The organism is Nocardioides humilatus (assembly GCF_008373755.1).
GTDB lineage: Bacteria > Actinomycetota > Actinomycetes > Propionibacteriales > Nocardioidaceae > Nocardioides > Nocardioides humilatus.
On record NZ_VUJV01000001.1, the window covers coordinates 577811 to 601028 of the forward strand.

27 protein-coding genes are annotated in these 23218 nt (G+C 67.5%); 14 read left to right on the forward strand and 13 right to left on the reverse strand.

Features of this window, described 5'->3' with window-relative positions; translation table 11 throughout:
- Positions 1–33: 33 nt before the first annotated feature.
- Positions 34–969 (reverse strand): LysR family transcriptional regulator, encoded by a 936-nt coding sequence (locus F0U44_RS02620; RefSeq protein WP_149726684.1) that lies wholly within the window; start codon positions 967–969, stop codon positions 34–36.
- Positions 970–1056: 87 nt separating this feature from the next.
- Here F0U44_RS02620 and F0U44_RS02625 point away from each other — a divergent pair, with 87 nt between their 5' ends.
- The gene (locus F0U44_RS02625) at positions 1057–2403 is read left to right on the forward strand and encodes an FAD-dependent oxidoreductase (RefSeq protein ID WP_188113287.1); all 1347 of its coding nucleotides are present in this window, start codon (positions 1057–1059) and stop codon (positions 2401–2403) included.
- Positions 2404–2409: 6 nt separating this feature from the next.
- On the opposite strand, the gene F0U44_RS02630 is transcribed toward F0U44_RS02625, so the two are convergent.
- The gene (locus F0U44_RS02630) at positions 2410–2958 is read right to left on the reverse strand and encodes a hypothetical protein (RefSeq protein WP_149726685.1); all 549 of its coding nucleotides are present in this window, start codon (positions 2956–2958) and stop codon (positions 2410–2412) included.
- A gap of 119 nt (positions 2959–3077) precedes the next feature.
- Between F0U44_RS02630 and F0U44_RS02635 the strand changes: the two genes are divergently transcribed.
- Positions 3078–4586, forward strand: coding sequence for an SDR family NAD(P)-dependent oxidoreductase (locus tag F0U44_RS02635; RefSeq protein WP_223163550.1), 1509 nt, complete (start codon positions 3078–3080; stop codon positions 4584–4586).
- A 19-nt stretch (positions 4587–4605) separates the two neighbouring features.
- Positions 4606–5271, forward strand: a complete 666-nt coding sequence (locus F0U44_RS02640; protein ID WP_149726686.1) for a nitroreductase family protein — start codon at positions 4606–4608, stop codon at positions 5269–5271.
- 107 nt (positions 5272–5378) lie between these two features.
- Here the strand turns inward: F0U44_RS02640 and F0U44_RS02645 are convergent, their stop codons facing one another.
- From F0U44_RS02645 to F0U44_RS02670, 6 genes are all read right to left on the reverse strand, one after another.
- Positions 5379–5678: a type II toxin-antitoxin system RelE/ParE family toxin gene (locus F0U44_RS02645; RefSeq protein ID WP_149726687.1), complete on the reverse strand. Its 300-nt coding sequence runs from the start codon at positions 5676–5678 to the stop codon at positions 5379–5381.
- Positions 5675–5929, reverse strand: a complete 255-nt coding sequence (locus tag F0U44_RS02650; protein ID WP_188113288.1) for a ribbon-helix-helix protein, CopG family — start codon at positions 5927–5929, stop codon at positions 5675–5677. Before F0U44_RS02650 ends, F0U44_RS02645 begins: the two co-directional genes overlap by 4 nt.
- A 53-nt stretch (positions 5930–5982) precedes the next feature.
- A complete protein-coding gene (locus F0U44_RS02655; protein WP_149726689.1) occupies positions 5983–6723 on the reverse strand; it encodes an SDR family oxidoreductase in 741 nt (246 codons plus the stop codon).
- 34 nt (positions 6724–6757) lie between these two features.
- A complete protein-coding gene (locus tag F0U44_RS02660) occupies positions 6758–7840 on the reverse strand; it encodes an NAD(P)H-dependent amine dehydrogenase family protein (protein ID WP_149726690.1) in 1083 nt (360 codons plus the stop codon).
- Between the two features lie 95 nt (positions 7841–7935).
- Positions 7936–8394, reverse strand: coding sequence for a PaaI family thioesterase (locus F0U44_RS02665; RefSeq protein WP_149726691.1), 459 nt, complete (start codon positions 8392–8394; stop codon positions 7936–7938).
- The gene (locus F0U44_RS02670) at positions 8391–9812 is read right to left on the reverse strand and encodes an MFS transporter (RefSeq protein ID WP_149726692.1); all 1422 of its coding nucleotides are present in this window, start codon (positions 9810–9812) and stop codon (positions 8391–8393) included. Before F0U44_RS02670 ends, F0U44_RS02665 begins: the two co-directional genes overlap by 4 nt.
- A gap of 78 nt (positions 9813–9890) precedes the next feature.
- On the opposite strand from F0U44_RS02670, the gene F0U44_RS02675 reads away from it, so the two are divergent.
- The 3 genes from F0U44_RS02675 to F0U44_RS02685 all read left to right on the forward strand — a co-directional run bounded on the left by F0U44_RS02675 (position 9891) and on the right by F0U44_RS02685 (position 11826).
- Positions 9891–10565 carry a winged helix-turn-helix transcriptional regulator gene (locus F0U44_RS02675; protein WP_149726693.1) on the forward strand — a complete coding sequence of 225 codons (675 nt, stop codon included), beginning with the start codon at positions 9891–9893 and terminating at the stop codon, positions 10563–10565.
- Between the two features lie 9 nt (positions 10566–10574).
- Positions 10575–11111, forward strand: a complete 537-nt coding sequence (locus F0U44_RS02680; RefSeq protein ID WP_149726694.1) for a DUF2510 domain-containing protein — start codon at positions 10575–10577, stop codon at positions 11109–11111.
- 91 nt (positions 11112–11202) lie between these two features.
- The gene (locus tag F0U44_RS02685) at positions 11203–11826 is read left to right on the forward strand and encodes a hypothetical protein (protein ID WP_149726695.1); all 624 of its coding nucleotides are present in this window, start codon (positions 11203–11205) and stop codon (positions 11824–11826) included.
- Between the two features lie 9 nt (positions 11827–11835).
- Here the strand turns inward: F0U44_RS02685 and F0U44_RS22875 are convergent, their stop codons facing one another.
- The 3 genes from F0U44_RS22875 to F0U44_RS02695 all read right to left on the reverse strand — a co-directional run bounded on the left by F0U44_RS22875 (position 11836) and on the right by F0U44_RS02695 (position 14705).
- Complete coding sequence (locus F0U44_RS22875; RefSeq protein ID WP_188113289.1) at positions 11836–11979, reverse strand: hypothetical protein; 144 nt, start codon at positions 11977–11979, stop codon at positions 11836–11838.
- Between the two features lie 387 nt (positions 11980–12366).
- Positions 12367–14118, reverse strand: coding sequence for a calcium-binding protein (locus F0U44_RS02690; protein WP_149726696.1), 1752 nt, complete (start codon positions 14116–14118; stop codon positions 12367–12369).
- Positions 14119–14288: 170 nt separating this feature from the next.
- Positions 14289–14705: an organic hydroperoxide resistance protein gene (locus F0U44_RS02695; protein WP_149726697.1), complete on the reverse strand. Its 417-nt coding sequence runs from the start codon at positions 14703–14705 to the stop codon at positions 14289–14291.
- Positions 14706–14755: 50 nt separating this feature from the next.
- Here F0U44_RS02695 and F0U44_RS02700 point away from each other — a divergent pair, with 50 nt between their 5' ends.
- From F0U44_RS02700 to F0U44_RS02715, 4 genes are all read left to right on the forward strand, one after another.
- The gene (locus F0U44_RS02700; RefSeq protein ID WP_149726698.1) at positions 14756–15205 is read left to right on the forward strand and encodes a MarR family winged helix-turn-helix transcriptional regulator; all 450 of its coding nucleotides are present in this window, start codon (positions 14756–14758) and stop codon (positions 15203–15205) included.
- A 37-nt stretch (positions 15206–15242) separates the two neighbouring features.
- Positions 15243–15776 carry a gamma carbonic anhydrase family protein gene (locus tag F0U44_RS02705; protein ID WP_149726699.1) on the forward strand — a complete coding sequence of 178 codons (534 nt, stop codon included), beginning with the start codon at positions 15243–15245 and terminating at the stop codon, positions 15774–15776.
- A gap of 155 nt (positions 15777–15931) precedes the next feature.
- Positions 15932–17014 carry a site-specific integrase gene (locus F0U44_RS02710; RefSeq protein ID WP_149726700.1) on the forward strand — a complete coding sequence of 361 codons (1083 nt, stop codon included), beginning with the start codon at positions 15932–15934 and terminating at the stop codon, positions 17012–17014.
- Positions 17015–17094: 80 nt separating this feature from the next.
- A complete protein-coding gene (locus F0U44_RS02715) occupies positions 17095–17571 on the forward strand; it encodes a hypothetical protein (RefSeq protein WP_149726701.1) in 477 nt (158 codons plus the stop codon).
- Here F0U44_RS02715 and F0U44_RS02720 read toward each other — a convergent pair.
- The gene (locus tag F0U44_RS02720) at positions 17568–18227 is read right to left on the reverse strand and encodes an HNH endonuclease (protein ID WP_149726702.1); all 660 of its coding nucleotides are present in this window, start codon (positions 18225–18227) and stop codon (positions 17568–17570) included. The genes F0U44_RS02715 and F0U44_RS02720 overlap by 4 nt on opposite strands.
- A gap of 253 nt (positions 18228–18480) precedes the next feature.
- Positions 18481–19272, reverse strand: coding sequence for a thermonuclease family protein (locus tag F0U44_RS02725; protein ID WP_149726703.1), 792 nt, complete (start codon positions 19270–19272; stop codon positions 18481–18483).
- A gap of 251 nt (positions 19273–19523) precedes the next feature.
- Here F0U44_RS02725 and F0U44_RS02730 point away from each other — a divergent pair, with 251 nt between their 5' ends.
- The 4 genes from F0U44_RS02730 to F0U44_RS02745 all read left to right on the forward strand — a co-directional run bounded on the left by F0U44_RS02730 (position 19524) and on the right by F0U44_RS02745 (position 23111).
- Positions 19524–19910, forward strand: coding sequence for a hypothetical protein (locus F0U44_RS02730; protein WP_149726704.1), 387 nt, complete (start codon positions 19524–19526; stop codon positions 19908–19910).
- Positions 19911–20045: 135 nt separating this feature from the next.
- Positions 20046–20759, forward strand: a complete 714-nt coding sequence (locus F0U44_RS02735) for a hypothetical protein (RefSeq protein ID WP_149726705.1) — start codon at positions 20046–20048, stop codon at positions 20757–20759.
- A 207-nt stretch (positions 20760–20966) separates the two neighbouring features.
- Positions 20967–21965 (forward strand): Rv1352/Rv1906c domain-containing protein, encoded by a 999-nt coding sequence (locus F0U44_RS02740; protein WP_149726706.1) that lies wholly within the window; start codon positions 20967–20969, stop codon positions 21963–21965.
- 753 nt (positions 21966–22718) lie between these two features.
- Positions 22719–23111, forward strand: a complete 393-nt coding sequence (locus F0U44_RS02745) for a hypothetical protein (RefSeq protein WP_149726707.1) — start codon at positions 22719–22721, stop codon at positions 23109–23111.
- Positions 23112–23218: the final 107 nt, after the last annotated feature.

Sequence of the window (23218 nt, forward strand, 5' to 3'; positions counted from 1 at the left end):
CGCCCCAGCCTATCGGCAAAATAAGAACGTGTTCTAGTTTTCCCGGTTAGCGGCAGCCGCGGCCGCCCAGGCGACGAGGTCGCGGGCCGCGCCCTCGGGCGGGTGCGCACCGCCCCTCCAGACGGCGTGCAGCCGTCGGGTCAGGTCGAGGCCGGCGACGTCGATGCGGACCAGCCGGCCGGTAGCCAGGTCGTCCCGGATCGCATGGGCACCGACGGCCGCGGGTCCGGCGCCCGCAGTGACGGCGGATCGGACCGCCGCCGTGCTCGAGAGCTCGAGGGCGGGCGGCGCGGTCGGCAGGTCCTGGAGCGCTCGGTCGAGGACCGTGCGGGTGCCGGACCCCGGTTCGCGTACGACGAGCGGAGTCGCCGCCAAGGTCGCCGCCGTCACCCGGCGGCGGGCGCGCTGGGTCCACGGATGCCCCGGCCCGACCACGACGACGAGGGTGTCGGTGCCGACGAGGCGGTGCCGCAGGCCCTCGGGGGCATCGGGGCCCTCGACGAAGCCGAGGTCGACCTCGCCCGCTGTCACGAGCTCGGCCACCCGCTCGCTGTTGGTCGCCGTCATCGTGACCTCGGTGGGCGACTGCCCCAGCTGCTGTTGCCGGGAGCGCAGCGCCACCAACCAGGCGGGAAGCAAGTGCTCGGCGATGGTCAGGCTCGCAGCGATCGTCAGGTGGCCGCGCCGGTCGGCGCTCAGTGCGGCGATCCCCGCGTCGAGCTGTTCGGCGGCCTCGAGGACTCCGGCCGACCACTGCACGACGAGCTCGCCGGTCGGGGTCAGCGCCGATCCGCGGCGCGTCCGGTCCAGCAGCGGCGCCCCGACCAGCGACTCCATGGTGCGCACGCGCGACGACGCAGCCTGCTGAGTGATCCCCAGCTCAGCGGCGGCAGCACTCAGGCTGCCGGTGCGCGACACGACCGCGAGCAGCTCGAGAGCGCGCAGCTCCGGCACGCGGGATCCCAACATGGGACACAAGGCTACCCAAGGTTGACTTGTGACCCCACAACCACAACCTCGTTCTGTGGCCTGCGATCCGTGTCCAGACTGAAGAACATGACCCAGAGCTCCTCGACCAAGCTTCGTGTTGCGATCATCGGCGGCGGCCCGGCTGGCATCTTCGCCGCCGACATCCTGACCAAGTCGGACATCGACGTCTCCGTCGACATCCTCGAGCGGCTCCCCGCGCCGTTCGGCCTGGTGCGTTACGGCGTCGCGCCGGACCACCCGCGCATCAAGGAGATCGTCAAGGCGCTCCACCGGGTGATCGCCAAGCCGGAGGTGCGCCTCCTGGCCAACGTGGAGTACGGCGTCGACATCAAGCTCGAGGACCTCCGCGACTTCTACGACGCGGTGATCGTCTCGACCGGCGCGATGGCCGACCGCGACCTCGGCATCCCCGGCGAGGACCTCTCGCACGGCGCCGCCGACTTCGTCTCCTGGTACGACGCCCACCCCGACGTGCCGCAGACCTGGCCCCTCGACGCGAAGAGCGTCGCCGTGGTCGGCGTCGGCAACGTGGCCCTCGACGTCGCGCGGGTGCTCGCCAAGACCGGGGACGAGATGCTGACGACCGACATCCCCGCGCACGTCTACGAGGGGCTGAAGGCGAAGACCACGACCGACGTGCACGTCTTCGCCCGGCGCGGTCCGGCCTACGCGAAGTTCTCGCCGATGGAGCTGCGCGAGCTCAATCACTCCCCCAACGTCGAGGTGATCGTGCACCCCGAGGGCTTCGACGTCGACGAGCACGGCATGGAGCACATCGCTCAGCACAAGTCGCAGAAGATGGTGCTCGACACCCTCGCCAACTGGGTGGGCCGCGAGCCCGTCGGCAAGCCGCACCGGATCCACCTGCACTTCGCCGAGGCGCCCGTCGAGATCCTCGGCGACGAGCACGGTGCCGCGACCCTGCGCACCGAGCGGACCCGCCCGCTCGGGGATGGCAACGTCGAGGGCACCGGCCAGCAGACCAACTGGGACATCCAGGCGGTCTACCGTGCCGTCGGCTACCGCAGCACCGCGCTGCCCGGCCTGCCCTTCGACGACCGCGCCGCCGTGATCCCCAACGACGGCGGACGCGTGCTCGACCTCGACGGCAACCCGATCCCCGGCACCTACGTCACCGGTTGGATCAAGCGCGGCCCGATCGGCCTCATCGGCCATACCAAGAGCGACGCGGCCGAGACCGTCGGCCACCTGCTGACCGAGACCGTCCCGACCGCGGTGCTCCGCGAACCGGGCGACATCGACGCCTACCTGGCCGAGCGCCGGGTCGACGTCGCGACGTTCGACCACTGGGAGCGGCTCGACCAGCACGAGGTCGCGCTGGGCGAGGCCGCCGGGCGGACCCGGATCAAGGTGGGCGTGCGCGAGGAGATGCTGCGGGCCGGGCGGGGCTGAGCGCGCTCAGGTGAGCCAGCGCATGACACGGTTCCAGAGACAGGTCCCGATCGCTTTGCCGACGCCCCAGCCCTGGCCGAACCTCAAGAACCCGATCACGGCGTAGCCCCCGCACACCAAAGCGACCCGCGAGGTCCCTGCGAGTAGTTCGTTGACGGGCTCCTGCCCACGCCGGCACGCGCCTTGCCATCGAGGACCCGCAATGCACGTAGTCGCGCTCAGTGCCCGACGCCACCAGGAATCGTTGCCCCGAGCGGCAGCTCGGCCTCGCGCCTCCATCGCGGCATCGATCATCCGCTCGACCCGTGGCGGCAGGTCGACCCCGCGCGAGTTGCGAAGCCTGCCGGCCCGGAAGTCCTTCGCGTAGTGGTCGGCCGTGTAGCAGGACCAGTCACCTGACGGGCAGATCCGCGATGACGGTGGCGGCACCGCACCGTGGGCGTCCTCCGGCCAGATCCAGGCGACCACCAGCGTCCATACGATCATCAGCGGCACGCAGACCAGCCACCACCGCGGCCCTCCGATGATCTCCTTGATGAGCTCCTTCTTGTCCACTTCAACCCCCCGAGTGTTGTGGTTCCGGATGAAACATTCACGGGCCACGCTATCGGCGGTCGAGGACATCGACCATCGGCGATCAGGCTTGTCCACAGGGAAGCGACTAGATTCGTCCGGTGCCTGACCCGCAGTACCCGCTGGACCGGATCGACCCGGACGAGCTCGCCACCACCTTGAAGGTGCTGGGGCAGCTCCACCACCTCGACCCGACGCACCCCGACGTGCGCACGGTCAAGCACGCGACCGGCCACATGTGGAAGCTGATCAAGAAGACGCGGCGGGCAGCGATCCGGGCCGAGCGGGCCGCTCACGACCAGGCGATCATCGAGAGCACGGCGACCGGCTCGGCGATGCGGATCGATGATGAGACCGCTGGCATCCCGCTGGTCTCGACGGCGACGGGCGCGACCGCGGGCGAGCTCATCACGGCCCGTGGCTGCTACATCTGCAAGCAGGACTTCACGCTGGTCGACGCGTTCTATCACGGGCTCTGCCCCGACTGCGCGGCCTTCTCCCACGCCAAGCGCGACCAGCGCACCGACCTCACCGGCAAGCGCGCGCTGCTCACCGGCGGCCGGGCGAAGATCGGCATGTACATCGCGCTCCGCCTCCTCCGCGACGGCGCGCACACCACGATCACGACGCGCTTCCCGAAGGACGCCGTACGGCGCTTCGCGGCGATGGAGGACTCAGCCGACTGGCTGCACCGCCTCAAGATCGTCGGGATCGACCTGCGTGACCCCACCCAGGTGGTGGCGCTGACCGACGACGTGACCGCAGACGGGCCGCTCGACATCCTCATCAACAACGCCTGCCAGACCGTGCGCCGCTCCCCCGGGGCCTACTCCCAGCTGGTGGAGATGGAGGCGGCGCCGCTCCCCGACGTACCGGTGCTGCCGGAGATGGTCACCTTCGACCGCATCTCCGAGGCCCACCCGGCCGCGATCACGGGCGCGCTGCAGGATCACGCCGTGGCCCACCACGAGGGCGAGTCGGCCGAGCACGCGGTCGCGGCCCACAACGCCGCGTCGCTCACCGCGCTCGCCCTGAAGGCCGGCAACGCCTCGCTCGAGGCGCACCTCGACGGCACTGCCGTCGACGCGGGCGGCCTGCTGCCCGACCTGCAGACCAACAACTCGTGGACCCAGGTCGTCGACGAGGTCGATCCGCTGGAGCTGCTCGAGGTGCAGTTCTGCAACTCGATCGCGCCGTTCCTGCTCATCTCCCGGCTCCGCCCGGCGATGCGGGCGGCGATCAAGGGCGGGGCGCGGCGTGCCTACGTCGTCAACGTGAGCGCGATGGAGGGCCAGTTCGGCGGCCGCCGTTACAAGGGCGCTGGCCACCCGCACACCAACATGGCCAAGGCCGCGCTCAACATGCTGACGCGCACGTCGGCCAACGAGATGTTCGAGACCGACCAGATCTTGATGACCGCGGTCGACACCGGCTGGATCACCGACGAGCGTCCCCACCAGGAGAAGCTGCGGATCGCCGCCGAGGGCTGGCACGCGCCGCTCGACCTGGTCGACGGGGCTGCCCGCGTCTACGACCCGATCGTGCTCGGCGAGGCCGGCGAGGATCTCTACGGCTGCTTCGTGAAGGACTACAAGCCCGCGCCCTGGTAGGTCGCGGCAAGGAGGACAGATGGAGCTCCAGGACGTACTACGGACGACCGCGGCCGTGCGGAAGTTCACCGACGAACCGCTGCCCGACGAGGTGCTGGCCGAGATCCTCGAGGTCGCCCGCTTCGCACCAAGCGGTGGCAACCGGCAGGGCGCGCGGATCATCGTCGTCCGTGATCGCGACACGCGCGAGCGCCTGGTCGAGATCACCGCCCCCGGCGCCCGCCGTTACGCCGCCCAGGGCGCCGTGCGCGAAGGGCCGTGGAACCCGGTCACGCCGACCGCACTGACCGCGGAGCAGATCGCGGCGACGCCGGTGCCCGCGCACCTCGTCGAGCCGATCCGTACGGCGGCGGCGCTGCTGGTCGTCTGCGTCGACCTCTCAGCGGTCGCCGCCACCGACCAGCTGCTCGACCGAGTCGGCCTCATCGCGGGTGCCTCGATCTACCCGCTCGCCTGGAACATCCTGATCGCGGCCCGCGAGCGCGGCTACGGCGGCACCTTCACCACCATGGCCGTCGCCGAGGAGCCGGCGCTCAAGGAGCTGCTCGGCATCCCCGACCCGTTCGCCGTCGCGTGCGTGATCCCGCTCGGGCGCCCCGTCGCCGAGGTGAAGAAGCTGCGGCGTCGCCCGGTCTCGGAGTTCACGACGCTCGAACGCTTCGACGGGACCCCGCTCGCCGACTGACCGTCACCTAGGTTGCGTTGCGCCACAACGGTGGCTTCTCCGCGAGGTTCCGCGACCTGGCCCTCGGGCCGACGTACGGCGTCGGCTGGGCCTGGAGCTAGCGAGACTCAGACGTCATCCGCGAGATCAGTGTGGCGACTGGCGTGAAGGACGCGGAGCACCACGACCTCACCGTCGCTCTCCACGACTCGGTGGAAGATGCCGTAGGGGAACCGGCGCAAGCGCCCCCGACGCACACCCGGCAGGTCTTGGACGGGCGCCGATGCGTTCGGGAACAGCGTCAGCCTCTCGATGTAGACGTCCAGCTCGCGGAGGAAGCCGGCACCGAGGATCGGATCAATGACGTCGTAGTGGTCCCGCGCCTCCACGATGTCGGCCACCGCCCGATCGGTGAACCGAACCCTCATCGATCCGACCACAGGTCCTTGCGTACGGCGTCCCAGTCACGCAGGTCTTGAGGGGCGCGTTGCGCCTCGTCGAGAGCCTCGAGCAACAGTCGACGCTCGTCGTCGGTCGGCACGTAGACGGCTTCGCCGAAGTGCGTCCGGATCGCTTCCTGGATCATCTCCGACCGCGTGCGGTGCTCGACCGCGCGAGCGCGTTCGACAAGGTCGTAGAGCTCCTCGGGCAGAGTGATCGCGACCTTCCGTACAGCCATGCCACCTCCTCGGTATGAGGAAAGCATACCCAGGAATCAGCGCCGGTCGGCGGTCAGAGGTTCATAGGGACCTGCTGCACGGTCCCGCCGTCGACGACGAACTCCGCACCCGTCGCGAAGGACGACTCGTCGCTCGCGAGGAACACCACGAAAGTCGCGACCTCCTCGGGGCGGCCGGGACGGCCCAGGGGGATCTGGATCATGCCCTCGGGCATGGCGTCGGTGGCCGGCGTACTGATGCGACCGGGGTGGAGCGAGTTGACCCGGATGCCGTGCGGCGCGAGTTCGAGGGCAACGGACTTGCTGAGTCCGCGCAGGCCCCATTTCGCGGCGATGTAGCCGTGGGCCCATGGGGTGCCGCGCAGGCCCTCGATGCTCGAGGTGTTGATGATCGAGCCGCCACCGGCCGCGATCAGCGCGTTGGTGGCGGCCTTGATGCCGAGGAACGGGCCGGTCAGGCAGATGTCGATCATGTTCTGCCACTGCTCGCGCTTGAAGTGCTGCACGGGTGCGCCGTTGAAGATGCCGGCGTTGTTGAAGAGCACGTCGAGCTTGCCGAACTCCGTGACGGCCACGTCGACCGCGGCCGCCCAGTCCTCCTCGCTGGTGACGTCGAGGTGCACGTAGCGCGCGACGTCCTCCCCGAGGTCGGCGGCCAGTGCCTTGCCCTCGTCGTCGAGGAGGTCGCCGATGACGACCTTGGCGCCTTCGGCGACCAGCATCCGCGCGCTGGCCTCGCCGATGTTGCGCGCGCCGCCGGCGATGAGCACGACCTTGCCTTCTACGCGTCCCATGATCTGTCCTCTTCTGATCGAGCCGGGTGGGGCGTCAGCCCAGGGTGGTCGCGAAGATGCCCTTCGCGGTGTTGAGCGGGAGGTCGAGCACCGTACGGATGCCCGGCGCCGCGGCGACGACGTCGGGGATCGCGTTGACGACGCGACCGGCACCGGACGCGATGGCCGCGTAGTTGTGGTCGCCGATCTTGCTGGTGGGGCAGACGTCGACGACGTACGACGGCTCGCCCACGATCTCGACGCGGTAGGAACCGCCCTCCTGGGCGGACTGCGGCCAGTCGGGTCGCAGGTCGGGCCGGAGGCGGGTGGTGTGATCGACCAAGAGGACCTCCTTGCCGTTCACGATGCCCGCGATCTTGAAGCGGACCGCAGCGACGCCACCCTTGGGGATCGTCCCGACGGCGACGTCGAACTCCTCGGGCGCCGGCTCCTGCTCAAACCACTCGGTGATCTCGTCGAGCTCGAGCCCGAACCCCTTCGCGAGCTGGCGGAGCGTCACGCCCCACGCGGAGGACAGCACGCCGGGCTTGAACAGCATCGGCAGGTCGCCGACCTCACGACCGAAGCCCATGACGTCGAACATGACGGGTGCGCCGTCGTACGTCGCATAGTCGGCGAGCTCGTAGCAGGTGATCTTCTCGACGCTCTGGCACGTGCTCGCGATCGCGAAGGGCAGCAGGTCGTTGGCCCAGCCCGGGTCGACGCCACTGACGAAGAGGCTGACGCCGTGCTCGCGGCACAGCTCCTCGTAGGGGTCGATCATCGAGTCGGGCAGCAGGCCCCACGGATACATCATCGTGACCGGCGAGGTCGCGACCACGTTGGCGCCGGAGGCGAGGCAGGTCTTGAGGTCCTCGAGCGACTCGAAGAACCGGGTCTCGGCGAGCGCGCAGTAGACGACGCACTCCGGCTTCGCCTCGAGGGCGGCCGCGAGGTCGTTGCCCGCGATGATCCCCGTGACGACGTCGCTGCCGGCGAGCTCACCGGCGTCCTTGCCGACCTTCTCGTCGTTGGACACGACCAGGCCGACCAGCTCGAAGCGGGGGTCCTCGATCACCTGTCGGAGCGCGATCCGCCCCGCGTTGCCCGTCGCGACGTGCACCACGCGAATCGCCATCAGCCAGCCTCCAGTTAGAACACGTTCTAGTTCACGAGGAGGATAGGCGGGAAATCAGACAGGTGTCCAGTGGCGCAGCGATCGGGCACCCAAGATCAGGCCTCGAGGATCAGGCAGGTCGTGGTGCCGTGCGCGATGACCTTCCCGTCCGGCCCGACGAGCTTGCCCTCGGCCGTGGCCTGCTTGCGACCGCGGTGGATCACAGTCCCGGTCGCCCGGACCGGACCCATGCCGGGGAACATCGGGCGCAGGTAGTGCAGGTTGAGCTGCGCCGTCGTGTAGCCCTCGCCCGGAGCAAGGGTGGTGTGCACGGCGCACCCCAGGCAGGAGTCGAGGATCGTCGCGGCGATACCGCCGTGGACGGTGCCCAACGGGTTGAGCATCCGCTCGTCCGGGGAGAGCTCGAAGGTCGCGCGGCCCTCGGCGATGTCGACGACCGACATCCCGAGGAGTACGGCGATCGTCGGCGGAGGCAGGGCGCCGGCGGCGATCGCCTCCATCGTCTCGAGCCCGGTCATCGTGGCGAGCTCGGCGAGGTCGATGTCGATGCTCATGCCGCCTCCCCCACCACGATCGGATCGGGCAGTTCGACGACGACCCGCTCCACCTTGGGCAGCGCCTGCGCGGCCGCCGAGGTCAGCACGCCACAGATCACCAGCATCCACCACACCTCGTGGAACGACTCGAGCACGTTGTCCGGCGTGACGGTGCCCAGCAGGGCGACGGTGAGCGCGACCCCGAAGGTCGCCCCGAGCTGACGGATCGCCTGGTTGACGGCCGACCCGGCGCCGTACTGGTCAGCCGGCAGGCCCTGGACCGCCGCGCTCGTGAGGTGCGGGATCACCAGGGAGACGCCCAGACCGGCAAGAAGTGCGCCGGGCAGCATCTCGCTGGCCCAGTGCGGGGTGGTGCCGACGGTGGCGATGAACGAGACGCCGGACGCGGCGTAGATGAGTCCACCGGGGACCAGCAGGGTGCGCTGGCCGACGCGACCGGCGAGCCGGCCGAAGTACGGCGCCAGCACCATCACCACGACCGGACCCGGCATCATCGCCAGGCCCGTGGTGACGATGTCGTAGCCCCAGACCTGGGTCAGGAACAGCACCTGGGCGAAGAACATCGCGGTGAAGCCGATCGTGAACGCGGCAGTCGCGATGTTGGCCCACCGGAAGGACCGGGCACCGAAGAGCGAGAGGTCGAGCGCCGGGTGCGGGTGGCGCAACGAGCGCAGGACGAAGAGCGCCAGCACGACCAGCCCGAGAGCGAGCGCGCCGATCGTGCGCACCGAGCCCCAGTGCCACTGGTCGCTCTGCACGATCCCGAGGGCGAGCAGGCTGAGCGCACCGGCGAGCAGCAGGATCCCGAGCGGGTCGGGGAAACGCGCGGGCACGCTCTCCTTGGACTCGGGGATGTGCCGCAATGCCAGCACAACAGCGACCAGCCCGATGGGCAGGTTGATCAGGAAGACCGAGCGCCAGCCCCAGCTGTCGACCAGCAGCCCACCGATGGTCGGGCCAACCGCGGCAGCGAGCGCGGCAATGGCGCCCCAGATGGCGACCGCCGCCGGGATCTTGGGCGCCGGAAAGACGGAGAGGACCAAGGCGAGCGACGCCGGCACCAGGGCCGCGGCACCCAGCGCCTGAAGAGCGCGGAAAGCGATCAGCAGCGACGGCGAGTCAGCGACGGCGCACAACGCCGAGGCCAGCGTGAAGGCGATGAGCCCGATGGAGAAGACCCGAAGCCGCCCGAAGCGGTCGGCCATTCGACCGGCCGGCACGAGGGCCGCCGCGAGCACGATCGTGTACGCCGACAGCGCCCACGACATCGTCGCGAACGAGACCCCGGGGAAGTCGCCGCGGATGTCCTCGAAGGCGACGAAGAGGACCTGGGTGTCCAGGAAGACCATGAAGGCCGCCATCGAGGCGATGCCGAGGACGGCATACGGCTTCACCGTGGCTGGTTCGGTTGTCATGCAAGGACGGTAGACCCAATCGGTTTAAAAAAACAACCAACTAGTTTCAAATCACAATCACTTGCGTAAGATGATCCCGTGGGCACCAAGAGCTACGAGCAGTACTGCACCATCGCGACCGCCCTCGACCTGGTCGGCGATCGGTGGTCCTTGCTGATCCTGCGCGAGCTGTCCTTCGGCGAGCAGCGGTTCACCGACCTGAAGGCCGGCCTGCCGGGAGTCGCGACCAACCTCCTCACGATGCGCCTGCGCAGCCTCGAGGAGGACGGCCTGGTGGAGCAGCACGAGCTCCCTCCCCCAGCCGCCCGCACGGTCTACCGGCTCACGAAGGCCGGCACCCGCATCCGCCCGGTGCTCCGCGCGGTCGCCCAGTTCGGCCTGCCCTACCTCGACCCGCCGGCCGCGGCCGACGTACGTCCTCGGATGGTCGTGTACGGCGGCGTCGGCGCCCTCTTCGATCCGGTCAGCGCTCTCGGAGTGGATCTGCGGGTCAAGTTCGACCTCGACGGCGAGGAGCACTGGGTCGAGGTGCGCGACGGCAAGCTGCGCCGGGCTGACACGTCGCTCCCTCCCGACCTGACCATCACCGGGCCCGCGGCCGCTCTCCTCGAGCGCGCCCGGGGGGCCAGCCTCGACGCGCTCAGCGACGAGCTCGCGATCGAGGGCAGCCAGGAGGCTAGGCAGGCCTTCGAGCGTTGCTTCCCGAGGCCTGCTGATCTCGCTTGGCCCCATGGCGATGCCAGATCCCCTTAGTCTCAGGGCATGACTCAGGCTCCTCCGCCTCCCATGCCTGCCGGCTGGTACCCAGATCCTGCAAACCCCTCACTCAACAGGTACTGGACTGGAAGCGACTGGTCGTCAATGCCGCCTCCGCCGACGGCGGCTGGCGGTCCAGAGATGCCAAAAGGGCTCGCGGCTGCGCCGAAGACGGTGCAGGTCGCGTTCTGGCTCCAACTCGGAGCGGTCGCGACCCTCGGGATCCTCGGGTTCCTCTTCGTGATCCTCGCCCTCGACGACCTCAACAATCCCTTTCTGAGCGACGACGACTACGCGACGGCATTCGTCATCTTCTTGGCGAGTGCATTCGGCCTCGCCCAAGCAGTAGCGCTCGGCGTCTTCGCCAAGTTCCTACTCGACGGGGCCAACTGGGCACGGATCGCGAGCACGGTTGCACTCGGCCTGACGCTGTGTTCGAACGTCCTAGCGCTTGCTCTCGGCATCGCGGTGATCGTGCTTTTATTCCAGAACCAGTCCAATGCATGGTTCAGACGGACCGAGACTGCCGGAGTCGCCAGCTGAGGCGCTCGCTCTCGACCTCAAGCCCTCGAGGCCACCGCGCACTTCGATGATTCGGGTACATCAACAACGCGAACCGCCTACGGTCGGCGCCATGACCGCCGCGCCGCCTCCCCCACCACCGCCCTATCAACCGCACTCGCAGTGGGAGTCCCCGAAGGAGCCCAAGCCGGCGGGCATCAGCCCGATTGTCGTCGCTCTCGTGGGCGTCGCCGCACTGGCGATCGGCCTCGGCGCTGGGGCAGCACTGGGGCTGACCCTCGGCAGCGACGACGACCCGGCCGACGCCAAAGCGTCGGACAGTTCCCCGTCTATCAGCGAATCCATCGGTTCCCAGCCGACCGTCTACGTGACGGAGACGGAGACGTTTGCACCTTCACCCGAGCCAACGCCAGAGCCAGAGCCAGAACCGGACTCAATCGCAGCGATCCCGGGAGACGGTGACGTGATCGACGGTTGGGAACTCGTGGGCGAACTCGACATCCACCACGACTCGTTGCGCGACTTCGAGGTGCGCTTCCGCGCAACCAACGTGAGCGACCGGCGCATCTACGACGCCTTCAGCATGACGGTCCTGAAGAAGGAAGAGATCCTGGCCATCCTGGACTGCGGGAACTACAACAGGGTCGATCCAGGGCGGGTCGTCACGTTCGAATGCACCACCACCGACAACTTCAAAGAGGGATGGACCGCCGTCGAGATGACCTACGACGGCTGATCTGCGGGCTCAATGGTTCATTGCGGAGGCCCACGCGTCTGCAGCCCGCTCGATCTCGTACCGCTCGACGAAGGAGTCAGTCGCAAGCAGGTACGGGCGCTCCTGGCTCACGCCATTGCCGCACAGCATGTCGTCGTGCCAGTCCTCGTTCATCGTGGGCGCCCACCAGCACGACCATGTCTTCTTGGGCGGTGGCGCCGGACGATACGGCTTGGGTCGCGGCTTCGGGTGTGGCCGGGAAGTTCGGAGCGATCGGCTCGATCCGGGTGACCGATGATCAGACGACGTCCCGGGCGCGGAGGACGCGTCGCCCCCGTAGTCGTCGCAACCACTCCCGAGCCCAAAACATGCGAGTGCAACAACGGGGACGACAGCGCGGCACATCCGTCCACGACCGACCCGACCTAGGTCCCGCACACCGGGTAAGACACCTCTCACAGTTCGTCACGCTAGACCCGATCAGTGTCCACCCAACCGAATCTCCGTGCTTTTGCGTGCCCTTCGAGCGTTGCTTCCCGAAGCCTGCCTAGCGCCCGGTCGCTACTGCTTCAGGAGGTTGGTCCCGGCCCCGCCGTCGAGGGTGTCGGTGCCGCCTTCGCCGAAGAGCCGGTCGTCGCCGTCCCCTCCCTTGAGGTCGTCGTCGTCGTCGCCGCCGCGGAGCGTGTCGTTGCCCGCCTCGCCGACCAGCGTGTCGGCGTCGGCATCGCCAAAGATCCGGTCGTCACCCTCGCCGCCGGTGAGCTCGTCGATGCCGGCCGCACCGCGCAGGATGTCGGCGCCGTCGCCTCCCTTGACGATGTCATCGCCCGCGTCGCCGAAGACCTTGTCGATCCCGAGCCCGCCGTCGAGGTCGTCGTCGCCGGCCTCGCCACTGAGCTGGTCGTTGCCGTCACCGCCGAGCAACGTGTCGCCACCCGGCCCACCACGCAGGGTGTCGATGCCGAGACCGCCGTCGAGGTGGTCGTCGCCGTTGACGCCCAGAAGCTTGTCGTCATCGGCTCCACCGTTGACGGTGTCGTCGTCCTCGCCACCGTTGATGGTGTCGTTGCCGGCATCGCCGTTGAGGATGTCGGCGCCCGGACCACCGGTGATGTTGTCGTTGCCGTCACCGCCGTAGACCGTGTCGACGCCAGCCAAGCCGGAGATCGTGTCATTTCCGGCACCCCCCTCGAGGCTGGTGTCGTCGCCCGTTCCACCGTCGAGCGCATCAGCACCGTCGCCGCCATCGAGGTCGTCGGCTCCGGGACCGCCGTAGAGCGAGTCTGTCCCGTTGTCGCCGATCAAGGTGTCGTCGCCCGCCTCGCCTTGGAGCGCGTCGCCGACCGTCTCGCCGTCACCCTGCTCGGCGTGCAGGACGTCGTCACCCACCCCGCCTCGCAGGAGGTCCTTGCCGGCGCCACCCCACAAGTCGTCGCCGCCACCCGCACCGAGGACAGTGTCGTCACCTGCGCCGCCGTGGGCCGTGTCGTCACCGCCGAGCGCGCAGATGGTGTCGTTGCCACCGAGGCCGTCGATCGTGTCGTCGCCGTCGCTGCCGACGATCACATCGTCACCCTCGGTGCCGTTGATGGTGCCGGAGCCGGAGACCGTGGCCTCCACGCCGTTGCACTTGGGGGTCGTGCAGGTCGACGTCGAGTTCTGGAGCGTCTGGCTCGACCCCGCCACGAAGTCGGCGCTGTTGTCGTCGGTGTCCCGACCACACAGCGACCGGGAGATGTCGAGGAACGGCGGCGTGACCGCCAGCGGCGTCGTCTCGTAACCGAGGGCGCCGCCCCAGCCGACCGCGTCGATCACGCTCGGAGCGCCGGCGAGGTCGCCGTCAGCCTCGTTGAGGTCGAACCCGGGAGCGGTGAGCGCCACGGTGGTGGGCAGGTCGGCCGACAGGAAGAACATCGTCGAGTAGTCCGACACCGGGACCGAGTTCAGGTGCGACGGCGCGGGCCGGAAGTCCCAGTCGGGCAGCTTCGCGCCGTCGACGAGGAAGTAGCCGTGCGCCGGCACGCTGCCGTTGAGGAAGAGCTCCGCCCCGGAGATGGAACCCGGGCCCTTGATGACCACGACCAGGTGGATGCTGTCGGTCAGGGTGATGGGGGCGTCGGTCGGGTTGAACAGCTCGACGTAGGGCCCCCGACCGTCGCTGCCGCCGTAGACCTCGTTGACGACCAGGCCGGTGTGGGAGGGGTTGGCGTGGACGGCCGGGCTGGCGGTCAGTGCCGCCGGAACCAGCCAGATCGCGGTGGCGACCGTCAGCGCGAGGGCTCGGCGCAGCCAGGAGGGGACAGCAAGATGCATCGGATTCACCTACGGCTCGGGAGAGGAGGGAGCGCCCACCGGCTCCGAGCGACGGTGCAGCAGCATGGACAGAACCGCCCGAGCCGCTCGACCTCGGTCGAGCCTAGGTGCGGGACGAGCCCAGCATCCGCCGATGGACGCTCCCGAGCGCTTGTCTTCCTAAGCGTTGCTCAGGCGACGGACAGCGTGACCTCGACGTTGCCGCGGGTGGCGTTGGAGTAGGGGCAGACCTGGTGGGCCTGCTCGACGAGCTTCTCCGCCTCGACGCGGTCGAGCGCCGGAAGCGCCACCTCGAGCTGGACCGCGAGGCCGAACCCGCCGACGCCGTTGGCGCCGAGAGAGACGTCCGCGACGACCTCGGAGCCGGTCACGTCAAGCTTCGCCTGGGCCGCCACCAACTGGAGCGCCGAGTGGAAGCACGCGGCGTAGCCGGCAGCGAACAGCTGCTCCGGGTTGGTCGCGCCACCCGCGCCGCCGAGCTCCTTCGGGACGCGGACGTCGGTGTCGATGAAGCCGTCGGTGGACTGGACGTGCCCGTTGCGTCCGCCGCCGGTGGCGACGGCGGTGGCCGTATAGAGAATGTTCATGTGCACAACTCTATTGTGCACAATCTATTTGCGCAAGTTACGATGGCTCCATGACCGCACAGCCGCAGCTCGCCCTCAGCGCACAGCTCTGCCTCCCGCTGTACGCCGCCGCGCGTGGAGTCACCCGGCGCTACACGGAGCTGCTCTCCGAGGTCGGCCTGACCTATCCGCAGTACGTCACGATGCTGGCGCTGTGGGATGCCGACGTACCCCTGACCGTCGGCGAGATCGGCGAGCGCCTCCATCTCGACTCGGGCACCTTGACCCCGGTCCTCAAGCGCCTCGAGAGCGCCGGCTACGTGGCCCGGCGCCGCGACACCGCCGACGAGCGCCGCGTGCTCGTCGAGCCCACCCCCGAAGGCGAGCGCCTCCGCAAGAGCATTGCCGACGTACCGGAGCGGGCCTGGCGCGGCACCGGACTGGAGCTCGAGGACGCCAAGGAGCTCCGCCGGCTCCTGGATCAGCTGCTCCACGGACTCGACGCCAGCGCCCCGGCCTGAGCCGAGACCGAAGGGGGCGGTGCCCTACGGTGGCGCCGTGTTCCTCTACGAGTTCGAAGGCCGCCGGCCCCAGGTCCACCCCGAGGCGTTCGTCGCCCCGACCGCCACGTTGATCGGCGACGTACGCGTCGAGAAGGGCGCGAGCATCTGGTACGGCGCGGTCCTCCGCGCGGACATCTGCACGATCATCGTGCGCGAGGGCTCCAACATCCAGGACAACTCGGTCGTGCATGCCGCCCCCGACGTGACCATCGAGATCGGCCCGAACGCGACGATCGCGCACTCGTGCGTCTTCCACGGCGACACGATGGGCGAGAAGGCGCTGCTCGGCAACGGCAGCATCGTCCTCGACCACGCCTCCATCGGCGCAGGCTCCCTCGTCGCCGCCGGCTCCGTCCTCACGCCCGGCACCCAGATCGACCCCGGGGTGCTCGCGGCCGGCGCGCCCGCTGCCCCGAAGAAGGCGATCGCGGGCACCACCGCCGAGCTCTGGGTGGAGACCAACGCGCTCTACTACCTCGAGCTCGCCGAGCGGCACCGGACGGGCGTCAAGCCCGTCGACCTCGCTTAGGCGCCTACTCCCACTCATTTCCGGGCTTCAACAATTGTTGGAGCGCAGCCTGATTCCCTTCCGAGCGCTACGCTGGGTGCTGCCAGAGAGACCAACTTGATAGCAACCCGGGCAGCCTTGGGAGAGCGGCGGCCACCGTTGAAAGTGGTCCTCTCATGCAGTACCCCAGGCTCTCCCCGGTCCTCGACGAGTACCTCGCCATGCGCGGCAACCGCGTCTCGCCAACGACGGCCAGGAACGAAGCATTCGTCCTTCGCAGGTTCGTGGCGAATATCGGCGACATCCAGGTTCGGCACCTGACACCGCAGCACGTGGAGCGCTGGTTCTACGGCACGAACGGAGTCATGGCCACTCACAAAACGCGAGACGGCCAGACTCGCACCCCCGTCGGTCCTGCGACCCACAACTTCTATCGGACCCGGCTCTCGGAGTTCTTCAAGTACCTCGCAAAGCGGGGGCTCACGAGGGCCGACCTTCTGCAGGAGGTTCGACCGCAGCGACTAGACGTGAAGCAGCGATTGCAGCCAGGCCGCGAGATGCTGTGGGCAATGCTCGACAACACGTCTTCGCCTCGCGATCGCGCCATTCTCGCCACCTTCATGAACACGGGTCTTCGTGCATCGGAGGTGTGCGATCTGCGCGTCGGCGACGTTGATTTCGACAGCATGTCTCTGCACGTTCGGATCACGAAGAGCAGAACTGAGGATGACCTTCCGCTGACCTCTGACCTGGCCGAGGAGTTGCGACGATGGCTCGCGATCTACCGAACCGACTGCATCGACTTCGACAGGCCCATCGAGGTCGCTGACAACCACTTCCTGTTCCCGGCCCGAACCGGAGTGCGCTATCGATGGCGCACTACCGAGGACGGCGGGCGAGTGCAGTACCAAGCGCCTTCCACGTGGCGGCCGGAAACCCGGCTTCAGAAGGTTGAGCGCATCGTCCAGGCGGCCTTGCGCTCGGTAGGGCTGCCCACTTCCCACGAGGGCGGACACACACTCCGCCGAGCGGTCGCACGCATCTACTTCGACGACCTCAACGCGAGCGGCGAGTGGGACTCAGCGCTTCGCATGACCTCGGCGCTGCTCCACCACTCCAACACGTCCACCACTGAGCGCTACCTCGGCCTCGACAAGGACCGCCGCGCTCGTGACGAGTCACTGCGTGGAAAGTCTCTCCTCGGCCCTCGGACGGCACCGGCTTCGGTGACCACGATTCGCCGCACCACACCCAACTGATCTGCTAGGGGTCAACGAGGCGTCCATGAGCCGGTCCGCGCCACCCGAGTTGCGTAGAAGCCAAGAGGCAGACTCTTCACATGGACCTCTCGGAAGTGCTGACTCTGATCGTGGCCGTGGCTGCCTTACTCGTGTCGCTCGGGACATGGCTGGAGCAGAACCGCAAACAGGGACAGGCTCACTTCACGGTGGAGTGGGACGGCCGGTCGGTTGTGTTCACCAACCAAGGGCCGGGAGCCGCCGAGAACGTCATGGCTGATCTGGCGAACGGCGGTCTTGAATCCGTTAGCGCCGACTACATGGGCGCCTTCCAGTCGATGCGTATCTACGTCGGATCGGCGTTCGGTCGGCCGCCCGGTCCGCTGACCGTCACTTGGAAGGACGAGCGCCGAGGCCAGCAAACCAAGGTGTTGCCGGTGCCGTCACGGCCCGAGAGTCCGCCGATACGAGTAGCCACCGGCAACGAACTAGAGAAGGCCGTGCGCACGATGGCCGCTGAGGTTGCCCGCCACGAAATCCAGCAGGAGGCGACATTCCGTCGCCAGCATGGCGGCTAGGTGGTCGGTCGGCTGTGGGTCGTCGCCCAGCGTTGCCAGGCGCCCCGTTCTGACCACTCCGGCGCATCGCACTCATGCATCGGCTCGGGGCTCTTCACCCGCATGAAGATTTCCTCGGCCAGCGCCTTTGTCTCGTGGTCGTCCTCGCCAACCTTCTCGAAGCGCGAGCGGGTGATCACACCGTGGCAGGGCCGACAGAGCAACCGCAGGTTCGCCAGGTCAGAACTTGATCCGTTGATGTGGTCGATCTCCTCTCCGTCAGCGCCGCACTGCACGCACTTTCCACCATCGCGGGCCCACACCTCCTCACGCCGCTCGGGCTTCAGCCGACGGGCCTTCTTGTCGTATCCACCAGCGAGGGCGTGAGCCTTCATCGTTCGCACCGCTTCGGCTACGTCCTCGGGCGGGCCGTCGGGGTATCGCCGGTCGACACTTCGCATGTATCTGACGGTGCTCGCGACGTACTCGCACACCAAGGAGCAGTACGCCGTGGCACGGTCCCTCGTGAAGAACTGCCCGCAGTCGGCGCACTCGTACTCCCTGAACACCTTCGGCCTGGGCACGTAGGGCGGGCGCTTCTGTGGCTTCCGTGGCGCCTTCACCTTCGGCGGGATGTCGACGGTGGTGAACTCGTAGATAGGCGGTTCGGCCTTCACGCACCGATCATCTCACCGGCCACGGACAGCCAGGCTCCGCTTGCCTAAGAATCGAAGGCGTCGCAATCCAGAGCAGTTGATGCTCCCGCCCCGGTGTCGAACCCCTCGCTTCGCTGCCCGAGGTCCGAACTAGACCCCGACAACGCACAGGCCGTGCGAACCAGACCGTTCGGTGCGTCCAGTTCCCCGGGCCGAGACGCTTCCCCGAGCAAACGCCGACAACGTCATGGCGGGTCCTTGAACCGACCAGTCGTCAGTACCCGCCCCCGCTGGCAGTCTCGCAGCCAACGCCATCGCCGTCGGCATCGAAGTTGTGGGGGTCGGACCCGAAGACACCGATCGGAGCCCGCAGGTCCACGCAGTCCAGGTCAGGGGGCGGCGGGGGCACGCAGCGCGAGTAGCCGGGTGCGCAGTGACCGCCACCGCCGCCACCACCACCGCCGCCACCGCACGAGCGCGGGTAGTCACGGTGCTCCCTGTCCGTCCTTCGGTAGAGGTCCTGACGGGGGTGCCTGTCGTACCCGTCGCGCCCGTCGTACCGCGCCTTGGCGCCGCGCTTGATCTGTCGAAGGCCTACGTCGTTCCCGCTACGCATGACGTAACGAAGAAGCCGGTCGTAGCGGTCGCGGTCGTCAACCGACGGCGGGTTCACCACGGTGACTCGCGTGCCCGCTGGGGCGAGTCGTTTAGCCACCCTTGTTGCAGCGTCGTAGCCGCAGTCACCGCGTTCTGGGGTGTCGACTCCGATCAGCCGGACGCGGACACCGGACCGTAACTCCAACGTGTCGCCGTCGACCCAGTGGCCGACAACGCCGTTAGTGCTCGGGAGACCGACAGCCTGTGCGGGATGGCTGAAGATCGGGCCAACGAAGGCAGCCGCTGCTGCGGCAACGCAGACTGTCCCAACACCAAGACACTTCTGAATCAACTTCATTGTTGCTCCCGCTGTGAGCGGGCGGAGCACCCGCTCTTCGATGCCTGTTCGCTCAGTAGAGCAGTTGGCAGTCCTGGTCACAGGCGAACAAGCAAAGTACTGGGTGAACATGCGGTTCAGGTCTACGCAGGGCACGGCGATGGGGTCTCGCCACACCTCCCGCTGGTTCCGACCGAGGCGAGATTCTCTGCGCACACCGCCGAGATCTCCGCCCAAGATGACCCCGCCCCGCCCCGTCGCGGACGGTTCACTCCCGCTAGGACTTTGGACTGGGTCTGTCGATGGGTTTTTGTGACGCCTACTTGCCACGCTCAACGTGCCCTAGTGTGCAATCCCTCACCTGCGACGACTAGGGGCCCACCATGACGCAGCCACCCCCGCCTCCCCCACCGCCGTACACCGGGGCCTTCTCCGCCACTGCGCCGAGCCGCCAGCCACCCAACGCCGGAATCACCGCAGCCGTCTTTTCAGGCGGCATCATTTTCACGTTCCTCGGCATGATCCTCGCGTTCCAGTCCGTGACGCTGCTGACCGGTACGGGTACAAACTGGGTCGGGGTCGTCATCGCCATTGCGTCCGGTACCGCCGCCACGATCACGATGTTTCTGATGAACACGCACCTCTGGGCGAAGATCGTTCTTCCAGTGATCTGCGCCGGGCTGATTGGGCTCAGTGTTCTCAATGTGATCTACGTCGAGGTGCAACTCTCGGAGAAGCGAGACGAGTTCTCGGACACGTTTGGCAACTAGCAACTCCAAACCGTCGAGCGTCACTTGTCCGGCCAGTACAACGGCTGTCACCGGCATGGACCAGGGTCCATGCCGACCGAGCGGGCCGATCTAGCCAGCAAGGTCCCGCGCCAACCTGCCGAAAGGGTTTGCCCCATGCTTCGCCTCTCCCCCACCGCTGTCACGGTTCTCGTTCTCGCTCTGACGGGCTGCGGAGGTGACGGTGACGATGCCGGAGCGGCGGGATCGGGATCAGGTACGCCGAGCGTGACGAATGCCGCCACACCCACGTCAGTCGAACCGACCACGAGTTCCGTACCTTCCGCATCCATCTCTGCAACGGATGATCCGGCTCTAATGGTGCTCAATCAGGGCGAACTCGAAGCGGCTCTCCTCACGATCACCGACATGCCGCCGGGGTACAGCCAGGACCCACCGAAGGACCGGCCGATTCACTACTTCTGTAACTACGACCCGCCCGTCATGCCGACGGCCACCGTCCGCCACGACTTCACAAAAGGCGGGGGTCTGTCGACAGAACTTGCGGTCGTCCGAATCGAACAACTCGGCAACGCAGACGAAGCGGCCAGGTACTACTCAGCCCTCGAGGATGCCCTCGGCACCTGCGATGGCGAAACCTACCAGGACACCGCCCTCACCTATTCGCCAATGTCTGTAGAACAAACTGGCGATAGGGCGATCGGAGTGAAGATCGAAGCGGACGACTTCACCCTTTTCGAGGTGTTCATCCTCACCGGCCCGGCCGTGCTGTCGGTCGGGGTCGGCGGCCTTGTGAACACCGACGCCAACGTCCTCACGGGCCTAGTGCGCCGACAGGTTGAGCGGTACTCGTCGGCAGCCTCCAACTAACGGTAGTTGCGACCTCGACCGGGCCATCGTCCAGAGCGACTTGTAGACGCGTCAGGCGTGGCGCTTAGGGAACCTGAGCCCGCGACATCGTCCTGCTTCCACCGGGGCACTCGTATCCCACTTCTACCGACAGGTCTCGAAAGGTCTTCGCCAAAGGGGACTAACCGTTCTCACACACCACGATTGATGACGGGCTATTTTTCCCGCATGAACCTGATCGCCCGCGTATGTGTCGCCGCATTGATGACCGTCACGCTGGGATCGTTTTCCGCCTGCGGCGGCGACGAGCGATCATCCTCGCCGTCTCCTTCGCCATCACCCTCTTCGACATCAGCGTCGGCCTCCCCTTCACCTACAACGCCCTCGCCGAGTCCGACGTTCACCCCAATGTACGGACCCGTCGCTGACTATCTTGACGCGTATCTGCCCGGAGACTTCCCTGGTCGGAGCCAATACATCAGCATCGAGTCACCTGAGCAGGACGACGCCTTCGCCACCGCGTGCGGCGTTATCGATGACAACCAACCAGATCCAGCCACTCGGACCCAGATCATCAAGACCCTCGCGTCGGGCCTGCCCGGCAAGTCCAAAGGAGACAAGGTCCTAGGCGAGTTGCTGCTGGACGCGATCTTTGAGGGCTGCTGGGAGACTGGTTTCGCTGAACGACCCTGGGTCTTCGACGCGAAGGATTACGGGAAGTACAGCGACGTGTTGTCCGCGCTGCACGAGGCAGGGTTCGACGAGTTCATCGAGGACGCGCAGAAGCCCGGTTCCGTCGGCAACACCTGCTACGTCATCAGCCGCGAGCCGGAGGGTGGCAAATGGTTCCGCGACGAGCGCCGTGGTTGGATCGAGGTCCTCACAGAGACGGGGGTCGATGAGTGGGGCTGGACCGAACGGCGTGCCTCAAAGTTCGTCGACGTTCTGTTCGACGCGTGCTTCTCGACGGGCCACTCGAAGCCCTACGTGCCCCCTGTACCCAGCATTGGCAATGGCATCTGGACCGTCGGTCGGAACATTCCACCGGGCACATACCGGTCGAACGGCGTCACATCGGGCTGTTATTGGGCGATCCTCCGCTCGGGCAGCAACGGCCAGGACATCATCGCCAACGGTCTGCCGCCGGGCGGCTTGCCAACTGTGAACCTGAGCATCGGCCAGGACTTCTCGACTGACGGATGCGGCACCTGGAAGAAGATCGGCTAGCCCGAGTCGGCACCCGTCACGGCCGGACTCATAGTCGCGAGCGCGTCCAGTACTAGGTCCCGGCGCTCGCGACTCATCGAATACCTCTGCGAGTGTCGGTTCACATCCTGGGCAGAAAGCGCAGTCTGGTTGTGCCGGAGGCCGGTCCTCCGTCGCCATCCATCTGGGGCGTATCGGAGCGAACACATGGACATCGGACAGTCTCGGACGGTGTCGACCCCCGGACCATGGTCGGATGCGGCATGGAGCGGCTACTGGGAGTGCCGGAACCGACGTGTTGTCGATGACGGCAAAGCGAAGGTGTGCCCTAAGTGTCAGACCGACATCCACTGGCGACTCGGGTCTCCCAATGGGACTGAGGAATCCGAACATATTGGCGCAGCGCAACAGAATCGGGCACCCCGAACTCCGGGCACCAGCGATCCATTGCCGTGGGCATGGGTCTTCGTCGGGCTGGTCGTCGGTGGATTCGGTGGAGCCTTGTGGCTTGGCGCGGAGACAGACGGCGCCGCAATCACAGGTTTTGGTCGTCCTAATGGTTGGCGCGACGATCAACGCGGTCGGCGTCATTGCAGCGGGCGTGCAGATGGGCATCGACGCCAGTCGGAGTGGCTGATGGCCATGCCGGGCAGTCGGTCGCGACGACGAGTAGTTGGATCGTCCGCCTCCTGGCGAGCACGCGATGGAACTCCGTAGCGATTGTCCGTACCGTCACCGACGCGCCCGCCCACATTGACCGACTACGTTGCCGCCATGAAGAGACTCCTGGCGTCGGGGACCCTCGGGCTGATCCTGTCGGCCGTCGCCGTACTCATCGAGGCGCCCTCCGCGAGTGCCGCTCCCGCTGCCGTGGTGCGGGCGGCCAATCAGACCGACTGCCGCCATCGTGACAGCGGCTCGTCAATCGGGCCGACCAATAGTGGCGTCTACTGCCGAATCCCCGACCGAGGTCACGTCGGGATCCTCCGATACAACAATGCCGACCGGGGAGTCGCCTGGTTCGACGATTGGGTCATGGTGCCGGGCTGGCTCGTCCGGCGCGGGCACGTGTTGATCGTCGAGGACGACTACTTCCGGGACAGGATCGATGACGCCCGTTGGGTCGCCCGCAGGGTCGGCGGCCACCTAGTGCGCATCGGCGCGTAGAAGTCCGGCAGTTCCTCCGCTGCCGTCGCGCTCGATCTCCGAGATGATTGAGCCCAGGAGGGCCAGGCACGCCCACGCTCGGACTTACTGGTTGGGTGTCGACAGGC

Coding starts and splice junctions, on each gene's coding strand:
- F0U44_RS02660 (WP_149726690.1), bottom strand. CDS start 7,840: ATGGCGATTCGCGTGGTGCACGTCGCGACGGGCAACGCGGGGCGGATC.
- F0U44_RS02645 (WP_149726687.1), bottom strand. CDS start 5,678: ATGAGGGTTCGGTTCACCGATCGGGCGGTGGCCGACATCGTGGAGGCG.
- F0U44_RS02695 (WP_149726697.1), bottom strand. CDS start 14,705: ATGAACATTCTCTATACGGCCACCGCCGTCGCCACCGGCGGCGGACGC.
- F0U44_RS02655 (WP_149726689.1), bottom strand. CDS start 6,723: ATGGGACGCGTAGAAGGCAAGGTCGTGCTCATCGCCGGCGGCGCGCGC.
- F0U44_RS02665 (WP_149726691.1), bottom strand. CDS start 8,394: ATGAGCATCGACATCGACCTCGCCGAGCTCGCCACGATGACCGGGCTC.
- F0U44_RS02640 (WP_149726686.1), top strand. CDS start 4,606: ATGGAGCTCCAGGACGTACTACGGACGACCGCGGCCGTGCGGAAGTTC.
- F0U44_RS02710 (WP_149726700.1), top strand. CDS start 15,932: ATGCAGTACCCCAGGCTCTCCCCGGTCCTCGACGAGTACCTCGCCATG.
- F0U44_RS02740 (WP_149726706.1), top strand. CDS start 20,967: ATGAACCTGATCGCCCGCGTATGTGTCGCCGCATTGATGACCGTCACG.
- F0U44_RS02690 (WP_149726696.1), bottom strand. CDS start 14,118: ATGCATCTTGCTGTCCCCTCCTGGCTGCGCCGAGCCCTCGCGCTGACG.
- F0U44_RS02680 (WP_149726694.1), top strand. CDS start 10,575: ATGACTCAGGCTCCTCCGCCTCCCATGCCTGCCGGCTGGTACCCAGAT.
- F0U44_RS02670 (WP_149726692.1), bottom strand. CDS start 9,812: ATGACAACCGAACCAGCCACGGTGAAGCCGTATGCCGTCCTCGGCATC.
- F0U44_RS22875 (WP_188113289.1), bottom strand. CDS start 11,979: ATGAACGAGGACTGGCACGACGACATGCTGTGCGGCAATGGCGTGAGC.
- F0U44_RS02735 (WP_149726705.1), top strand. CDS start 20,046: ATGCTTCGCCTCTCCCCCACCGCTGTCACGGTTCTCGTTCTCGCTCTG.
- F0U44_RS02730 (WP_149726704.1), top strand. CDS start 19,524: ATGACGCAGCCACCCCCGCCTCCCCCACCGCCGTACACCGGGGCCTTC.
- F0U44_RS02715 (WP_149726701.1), top strand. CDS start 17,095: ATGGACCTCTCGGAAGTGCTGACTCTGATCGTGGCCGTGGCTGCCTTA.
- F0U44_RS02620 (WP_149726684.1), bottom strand. CDS start 969: ATGTTGGGATCCCGCGTGCCGGAGCTGCGCGCTCTCGAGCTGCTCGCG.
- F0U44_RS02725 (WP_149726703.1), bottom strand. CDS start 19,272: ATGTTCACCCAGTACTTTGCTTGTTCGCCTGTGACCAGGACTGCCAAC.
- F0U44_RS02745 (WP_149726707.1), top strand. CDS start 22,719: ATGAAGAGACTCCTGGCGTCGGGGACCCTCGGGCTGATCCTGTCGGCC.
- F0U44_RS02685 (WP_149726695.1), top strand. CDS start 11,203: ATGACCGCCGCGCCGCCTCCCCCACCACCGCCCTATCAACCGCACTCG.
- F0U44_RS02625 (WP_188113287.1), top strand. CDS start 1,057: ATGACCCAGAGCTCCTCGACCAAGCTTCGTGTTGCGATCATCGGCGGC.
- F0U44_RS02650 (WP_188113288.1), bottom strand. CDS start 5,929: ATGGCTGTACGGAAGGTCGCGATCACTCTGCCCGAGGAGCTCTACGAC.
- F0U44_RS02700 (WP_149726698.1), top strand. CDS start 14,756: ATGACCGCACAGCCGCAGCTCGCCCTCAGCGCACAGCTCTGCCTCCCG.